The organism is Bacteroides sp. AF32-8BH (assembly GCF_003435205.1).
Taxonomy (GTDB): domain Bacteria; phylum Bacteroidota; class Bacteroidia; order Bacteroidales; family Bacteroidaceae; genus Bacteroides; species Bacteroides ovatus.
Map to the genome: position 1 here is coordinate 1 of NZ_QVLZ01000025.1, position 7,466 is coordinate 7,466.

The following is a 7,466-nucleotide window of genomic DNA, read 5'->3' on the forward strand; positions in this document are numbered from 1 at the left end:
TAGTGTACTGCTTGTCCGTATATCTCTCCGTCCGTGAAGCCGTTACAACCGCTTTTCTGCACATAGTTCAGAATGTAGGTTACGCAATCGTCAATGTTCTTGGCTGGATTGCGGTAGTTCTTCGCAAAGAGCGTGTCTTCCTCCGCACGTTGTTCCAAATACATCTGTATCGTTCTCTTGAAATGGTCTGTTCCTTTCATATCGCTGTCGTTTTTATGAGTTGTCAAATAGTATGTTTCAAAATCTCCCTCCAATAAATCGGCTCAACCTCGCTCAATAGGAAGTCTATAAAGTCCTTCCGTGCGTCCTTGTTCAGTTCGTGGTAGAGTCCACGGAAGACGGACATATTGCCGTTGAGGTATGTTTCCACCATGTACTCGAAGATGTTGCCCACCTCGTAGTATCTGCATTGTTGCTCCACTGTCTTGCTTCTTCTCTTTGCCATGTCGGTAGGGATTAAAGGGTGAATAACCAAAGAATGAAGCCGAAGAACAGGATAACGGAAAGAATAGCCACGATTACCCCTATTGCCACTCGGAACACTCCGTTTATTATCTCTCTGACGATGTACCAAATGATGCCGGACACCCAAAAGGCGGTGCGCATGATTAGGGTGCATATCGCAAGCCCTATGTATTGCGCCATTTGTCTGAAATTTACCGTTGCTGTCATAGCCGTATCATTTGTTAAGTTCCACGATGCTGTCTATCCTGCCGTATAGGAAACTGCGGAGTGCGGTCTTGTCGGTAGCCTTGTATTCCGCCCAATGTCCATACTGCTTTACAATGTAGGTTCGAAGAATGTCGGAAAAGTCAAACATCCAACCTTGCAAGGGTACTGCGCTCTTGAAATAGGTGTTGCTGTTCACGTTGCGTGTAAGCCAATCCTTTTCCTCTCGGCTCAATTTCTCACCATTGTTCAGTTTGGTGCGAAGTCCGTACACCTTGCTGCCTTGCAGGTTCTCCAAACTTGGTACTTCCCATGCCACGAATTTTGTTGCTATTGCCGTTCTCATATCCGTTTTGTTTTTGATTTTTTGTTTTTTAATGCGGATTCAAGAGCTGAGGGAGTTGAGTTTCAAACTATCTTATCTGCTTCTCGTTTATCCGACATTTTTTTTAATGCGTCTTTCTGTCGCATCGGTCGTTTTCGTTTCGGGTGCTTAAAAAGGTAGGGATTAGGGAATGCAAGGTTTTTCGGAAAAATACTACCCGAAGGGCTGGAGATTTTTCCAGAAAACAGGAGGCTTGACCTTGCTTTCCCGTACAATCCCGGAGTTACCTTTGCACCCAGCACGAAAATGACTGCCTGATGCGGCTCACTGAAAGGCGCGAAAATGGAGGTAAACGGAAGTAGAGGCAGATTAGACAGGAAAACTTCAAAAGAGAAATCCGTGAAAAAGACATCCCCAACAGAAAAGAACATAGCCGGTAGCGTGAAACCGGGCAAACCATCGGCAAGGAAGTATGTTTTTATCTGTTTGGCCAAACGTGTTTGGTCGGATGGATAAAATAATTCTTCCCGGTTTGTCTGCCGTGAGTGACGGCTTGTTCCATTTATGGAATGTGCGGTCATACACGGCTTTCCGCTTCCGGCTCAAAAGGACAACGAAAAAAGAAAAATCGTCAAAACCCCGTAAAAGCACCTCTTTGGCATAAGCACAAAAGAAAGGGGCCTTGTCTCATCAGTCTAAACTATTGTTTAGGCGTGAGGCAAAGCCCTTTTCTCCGCTTATGCGGCAGTCGGCACACGTTCGTTCAAAATCTTTTTGGGCGATGGTGTGCTGACGGATAAAATCGCTTTTACGGAAAAACTTGTGTGAGAAGAAAAATCAGGAGATTCATTTCTAAATCTCCCGTTTTATTGTTACTTTTGCATACGAAGAGTTCTTTGAAGGTTACGCAACGCACAGAAGAATAATGCAGTAGATAACTAACTAATTCGTAACCTATTACTATTATGAGCGATTACCCAATGCTCATTTCCAATAAATTACACTCTTTTCGTAACTTCGTATAACAATAACACATCCCACGATTACTTTGAATATCTTTTTCATTTGATACGTTTTTTACCGCTGTACATTTCCAGTGCACGCTCTACGAGTAAGTTCTGATTCCTGTCATCCAAATTGGCAAAAAATTCTTCTACCGCTCCATAATGACCATTTTGACTATTATATTCACGCCACTTGTTCCATAAATGTCTCCATCCACATTCGGCTTTTTCAAAAGCAACAGCACATTCGTGCTCATCCCAGCAATTCCACATATAGTAGAAGAAACTGGCTATATCATTCTTTTTTACCATTATCTTTCACATCAATCATTATAAACTTGAAATATTTCCAACTCTCCAATACAATACTATATTGCTTCTCATCCTCTAGTTGGTACATGGTACCATCTTTCAATGTTAGGAAGTAAGTGTTTCCATCTATCCTCACAGTCTTCTCCACGCGCTGTATGTTTCCTGTAAATACCCTTATAGTTTTGGCATTTATCGCAATACAGGAAAACAACAGGCATATAACTACCAAGATTCTATAAAATTTACTACCAATTGCAGTAGCTACTTTGATATACTTTTTCCGCTTATATACCACAACATACTTCTTCATAGATTTACGCTTTAAATAAATCATACACAGTTTTCCGTTTCACGGTAACATTTTGAGATTTAGGCAAATAGAATGTCATACTTGCACAAGAGGTAGAAATAACTTTTACGCTCGTTCTTTGGATTCTTGCTCGTTTCATGCTTTATATTTTAAAGGTTTACAATCAGACACAAAAATGGCACGCACTCAAAAGTACATGCCACAATTAAAGTGGGTAACAAAGACTCGCACTTCTTGCACGCTACGCTTCCACGTTCGTTTTACCCATAGAAATAGCACGCCTGTATTCACCTCCAGACGTGCTATATATGTTATGACTTACCAGTTTTTATTTATGCAGCCATTCGCGCATCATATTCCGCACGCTTTTGAGCATTTCCCAGAACTTCCCATGCTGCATTTACCTCTTGCATCTTTTCATTGGAACCACCGGCATCAGGATGAGCAGATTTAGCAGCTTGTTTGTATGCAGCTTTAATTTCCGCTTCCGTAGCATCATGCTTCACACCCAAGATTTCATAATAGTTAGCGGCTTTTGCGACTACTTCTTCAAAGTTCAAACGGAATTTCAGAGCATCGAAAGACGCTTTTGTAGCAGCATGGATTTTCTTCTTAAAATCACGCGCTGCACAATCCAGGTCTTTCTTTGTAGGCACCAAACCAATACGGCTCCATACACTTCCCTCAACATCCCACTTCTTTGACACTTTGCAATCACTTGTACGCACTATGATTTCAGCCGGTGTACCGCTACGCAATTTGGATGCAATACCACCATTATCCTCACGCAGCCCAGCTTCCACCGCTTTCACAGTCCAGAACGTAGCTACCACATTCTTCCACACGCGGAAAATCTCGTCCTGTGTCTTATCCTTTGGCGTGTATTCATCACCGGCAAAATTCAGTCCTGAATAATGCGTTTCTCCGTCACGGTTTACACTCTTATACACCAAAGTTACGCCTACCAACTCATTTGCGTTTAAGTTCTCAAATTGTACACTGTTATACCTACTAATTGTTCCCATGATTACTGTTTTTAGGAATTTTCTGCAATAGCGCATTGTAGGCAATCGGGGAATCGAACCCCGACCTACCAAAATAGGAACGCAATCGAAAACGTTTACACGCTTTCGATTGCGTTAAAGCCCAATCAGAGCATACTGGACATTCACCTATCCAGCACACTCTATGTACAACTTTTTGCCCGTCACTAACAGCGCAACGGAGCCGTGCGCCCTGTGTATGAGTGCTCACCAACTGCAACCAAACCGATTGAATTGCAGCTTTTTACATACGCTTTCGCCTATGTGGTAGGTAATTTCCATCGTTACCGTTAAAGCACACTTTTGGCATACACTTCTTCACTGTTAGGGCTGCGTTGCGTTGGTGATTACATATATACGCAAGGGCATATATCTTTCTCAGTTCGCATTAGGGGCAGATTTTCACACCTTTGTGTAAACATCCGTTTTTCGGTATGCAGTCGGCAACTGGGCACAACTATGGCACAAAGTTTACACTTTTCCCTTTTGCTGCATGGAGCTACGCACCTATGGCACGCTTTTGTAGCAGACTTATGTATATAGCTCCCCCATAGTGCCAGCGACGGTTTGCATGACAATCTTTAATAACTGACCATTACAGTTATGGGTATTCTTTTCCCGTTCACAAAACATCCCGTTTTATGTCTGGGCGTGCGCTTTTGCTTTCGCTTTCGCACTCCTTTTGCTTTTATGTATTACTTTCTTTTGTCCGTTTCTTACTTCTTGTTTTTACGGTTATTAATTACGTTTATTATCTCGTATCTGTTTGCGGTTTTCGCTTTTTGTAGGTTTACAGATAAAAACCAAAACGGAAAGTAAACACTTTATCAAGTAGCCGTTATCTTAACTTGACGTTGCAAAGATATGGCAACATTTTGATATACACAAATAAATAATCAATTAATTTCATTTTAAGACTAAAATAATTTGTAAACATTTGATTTTCAACAATATACAAGCAAACAATAAATAATACCACTTATAAATACCTGAAAATCAAAAAGATAAATCATCCCAACACGTGCGCGTGTGTGCGTGGTTACTTATTTAGGGCAAATCGTGACACACATACACACATACGCACACATATACGCGCGCGAGATGTTGTTACCTGGATGCAAAAAGGAACGGGAACAAATCACATACACAAAAGGGTAAATTTGTAATAATTTCAAAAGAGTATCAAAAACAAAAGAATAGGCAAAACAAAGAACAAAAGCACATTTGTTTCACTTTTGTATATTAGTGAAACAATATAATCAACTGATTTACAGAAATATAACAGCAAAAATATGAAAAAAAAGAAGGCAGAGCCGGTCAATTCTGGAGCGGATACCATATATATAATCCGACCTGATTTTTCAATCTCGTTTTTTCAAAAGTCGATCATAGTATAAAAAGCCAATTCTCTTCCAGACCACGTTATTCAATACAATAAAATTATCTCCAATTTCTAACATTAATTTTATAATATATCGAATCTGGAAGTAGAGATTTTGTAATTATCCCAGCATCAATTTATTAACTTTATTTTTCTAATACAGAGAAATAATTATTTCCCAATATATTCAAATTGACAACGATATAAAAATTCAATATATAAGTTTTCTGATTTTTTCCAGTCACCTATTTTTTCAGTCTCGTTTTATGGTAATTAAGCTAAATTTTTATATCCAAATTGATGTTTATCAAAAAATCATATTACATTTGCCTAACAATTGATTATTTTATCCAAATATGAAAACTAAAAAACAAGTAGAGCATTTTCTAAGAAAAAGAAAATATAAGTCTGAAATTGATTTTAAAGGAATCAGTTCTTATTGCAAAACAGAATATAATATTAAGCTGCATGTACCTTCCAGTTATTCAGACGATCCTGAATCTCTCGATTACGCTACATTTGCCAACTGGTTTGACAAAGGATTTGGAGCTGGAGATGCAGTAAAATGGAACGATTCTATAGGTTTGGTACAAGAAGGGAATGTGAATACAGTTTTAATATGCCTTAGAATTGACGGAAACACGCCTAATTTCGACAAAATAACAATTCCTGTAGACATTATAACCCCAGCCGGAGAAAATGCTTTAAATCGCCTCTATTTAGTTTTAGATGAAAATGGCCAGGAATTTGGCAACCCATTTTTCGTAATAAGCGATAAATATATTCCCAAATCATGTGATTTAGTATGCTTCCATAATCATAAAACTGGTCAAGAAGGATATGGGGTAGTAAGACTTGTAGATAAATCCTCTGGAGACATTGTTATGTATTGCTATGTTATCAAAGGGGAACCAGTTAAATACAGCATGAACGAGTATTTGGGAAAAATAGATGATTTTTCGTTCACAACTTTCAAGCCAGCGGATTATCAAAGAAAGGCTCTGGATGTAGAATTAGCTAAGGTCGGTAAAACATGGAATCATTTTCTAAAACGAATTGAGCCTTTGAACATGAAAGTAGCTACAGGAGAACGATACTGGTATATTACGGATAAGATGCAAGTTACTTCAGATGTGGAAAAAGGAACTGTAACAAGCAATAAACGTTATCTGGCAGGCAATTATTTTCGAAGAGAGAAAGATGCGATTAGAATACTGTCTGAAGAAATAGAAATTAGAAGAAACTTTTTAGCCGAACCCGAAATAAGATAATCAAGTCCGGCTAAGGAAAAGGATTCTGAAAGGTGGCAAAAGACTTCATGGTTGTTCTGCCATCTTTTTGTTATAAAGCTCTTCCACATCACTTGCCTGATTTACTTGCACGTTATAGTTTATAATCTTATCGACTGACAACTGTTGAGGATGAAGTTTAACTGTATTTTTTTGAGGAAGTTCTTTCCATAGGGTTCTCAAATCTTCCACAGGTACCTTCGATTCGTTCGAGAAACGTTTAAGCAAATCTTCATAAGCTGCTTTTGTCACTTCCGATGGACGAGGTTGCTGATTGCTCTCCCGTTCTTTCACGAACTCAATCATAAGCCATATTGCATATTCGGCATCTGTTAACATGTTCGTATCTTTTTCGGCGACTTGCCGGATAGATTCAAGAAATATTAATCTGGAGGTTCGGTCCTCTACTCCTTTCCGTTTAATTTTTCTGGAAGATGAAGGGGATTGATTGATGTTTTTAATTTTACTGGGAGTCACATAACATACAGGCTCTCCATTCTGCATCTCAACATCGAATCCAAAAATATTCTTCATGTCTTGTTCCGAAAGAGAGAAATCCGGATTGATAGTTTTTAAATCATTCCAAGCACGGTAAAGAATATCTTTGAAATATTCAGCTGGAATGTAATTACCTGGAGAGTCTTCATCATATTGCAAATATCCCCAAACTTCTCTTATTGCCATATCAAAATCATTATCGGCAAAATCTGGAAGGTTGATGATGGTTTCAAAATCAGAAGAAGAAAGATCTGGAAAAGATAAGTCACGAGAATTGAACCATTCCAAAATCTTCATATCAGTTTCTTTATTAAACTCACTTCGTTCGTTATGATTCTCTTTATTCTCTATATTATCTATATATATCTTATTCTGTTGTTCAATATGAGCGGACCCTCGTTCAATATGAACACACCCCTGCTCATATTGAGCGCACCCTCGTTCATATTGAGCGGACCCCTGTTCATATTGAACGAGGTTAGATTGCTCTTTGACTACATTTTCTGATAGTTTTTCTATGTCTTCACCTTTTTCTTCGTCTATTTGCGAGGGTGTGTTCATATTGAGCGAGGGTGTGTTCATATTGAGCGAGGGTGTGTTCATATTGAGCGAGGGTGTGTTCATATTGAGCGAGG

At 39.0% G+C, this 7,466-nt stretch carries 10 protein-coding genes; 1 reads left to right on the plus strand and 9 read right to left on the minus strand.

The window, feature by feature from the left end; genetic code table 11:
- The 8 genes from DWZ47_RS17505 to DWZ47_RS17540 all read right to left on the minus strand — a co-directional run.
- The coding region (locus DWZ47_RS17505) for a PcfK-like family protein (protein ID WP_199488158.1) at positions 1–200 on the minus strand (200 nt) is incomplete at its 3' end.
- 23 nt (positions 201–223) lie between these two features.
- The gene (locus tag DWZ47_RS17510) at positions 224–445 is read right to left on the minus strand and encodes a hypothetical protein (protein ID WP_008019901.1); all 222 of its coding nucleotides are present in this window, start codon (positions 443–445) and stop codon (positions 224–226) included.
- 11 nt (positions 446–456) lie between these two features.
- A complete protein-coding gene (locus DWZ47_RS17515) occupies positions 457–672 on the minus strand; it encodes a hypothetical protein (protein ID WP_008616521.1) in 216 nt (71 codons plus the stop codon).
- Between the two features lie 7 nt (positions 673–679).
- A complete protein-coding gene (locus tag DWZ47_RS17520; protein ID WP_004310306.1) occupies positions 680–1,015 on the minus strand; it encodes a hypothetical protein in 336 nt (111 codons plus the stop codon).
- A gap of 62 nt (positions 1,016–1,077) precedes the next feature.
- Positions 1,078–1,575 carry a hypothetical protein gene (locus DWZ47_RS30680; protein ID WP_229033168.1) on the minus strand — a complete coding sequence of 166 codons (498 nt, stop codon included), beginning with the start codon at positions 1,573–1,575 and terminating at the stop codon, positions 1,078–1,080.
- 480 nt (positions 1,576–2,055) lie between these two features.
- On the minus strand, positions 2,056–2,310 hold the full coding sequence (locus DWZ47_RS17530; protein ID WP_032846452.1) for a hypothetical protein: 255 nt from the start codon (positions 2,308–2,310) through the stop codon (positions 2,056–2,058).
- Complete coding sequence (locus DWZ47_RS17535) at positions 2,294–2,620, minus strand: hypothetical protein (RefSeq protein ID WP_225721031.1); 327 nt, start codon at positions 2,618–2,620, stop codon at positions 2,294–2,296. Before DWZ47_RS17535 ends, DWZ47_RS17530 begins: the two co-directional genes overlap by 17 nt.
- 332 nt (positions 2,621–2,952) lie before the next feature.
- The gene (locus DWZ47_RS17540) at positions 2,953–3,645 is read right to left on the minus strand and encodes a J domain-containing protein (protein ID WP_109115720.1); all 693 of its coding nucleotides are present in this window, start codon (positions 3,643–3,645) and stop codon (positions 2,953–2,955) included.
- 1,755 nt (positions 3,646–5,400) lie between these two features.
- Here DWZ47_RS17540 and DWZ47_RS17545 point away from each other — a divergent pair.
- Positions 5,401–6,315, plus strand: a complete 915-nt coding sequence (locus DWZ47_RS17545) for a hypothetical protein (RefSeq protein ID WP_117513990.1) — start codon at positions 5,401–5,403, stop codon at positions 6,313–6,315.
- A 45-nt stretch (positions 6,316–6,360) separates the two neighbouring features.
- On the opposite strand, the gene DWZ47_RS17550 is transcribed toward DWZ47_RS17545, so the two are convergent.
- On the minus strand, positions 6,361–7,466 hold a 1,106-nt coding region (locus tag DWZ47_RS17550; RefSeq protein ID WP_233525072.1), incomplete at its 5' end, for a hypothetical protein.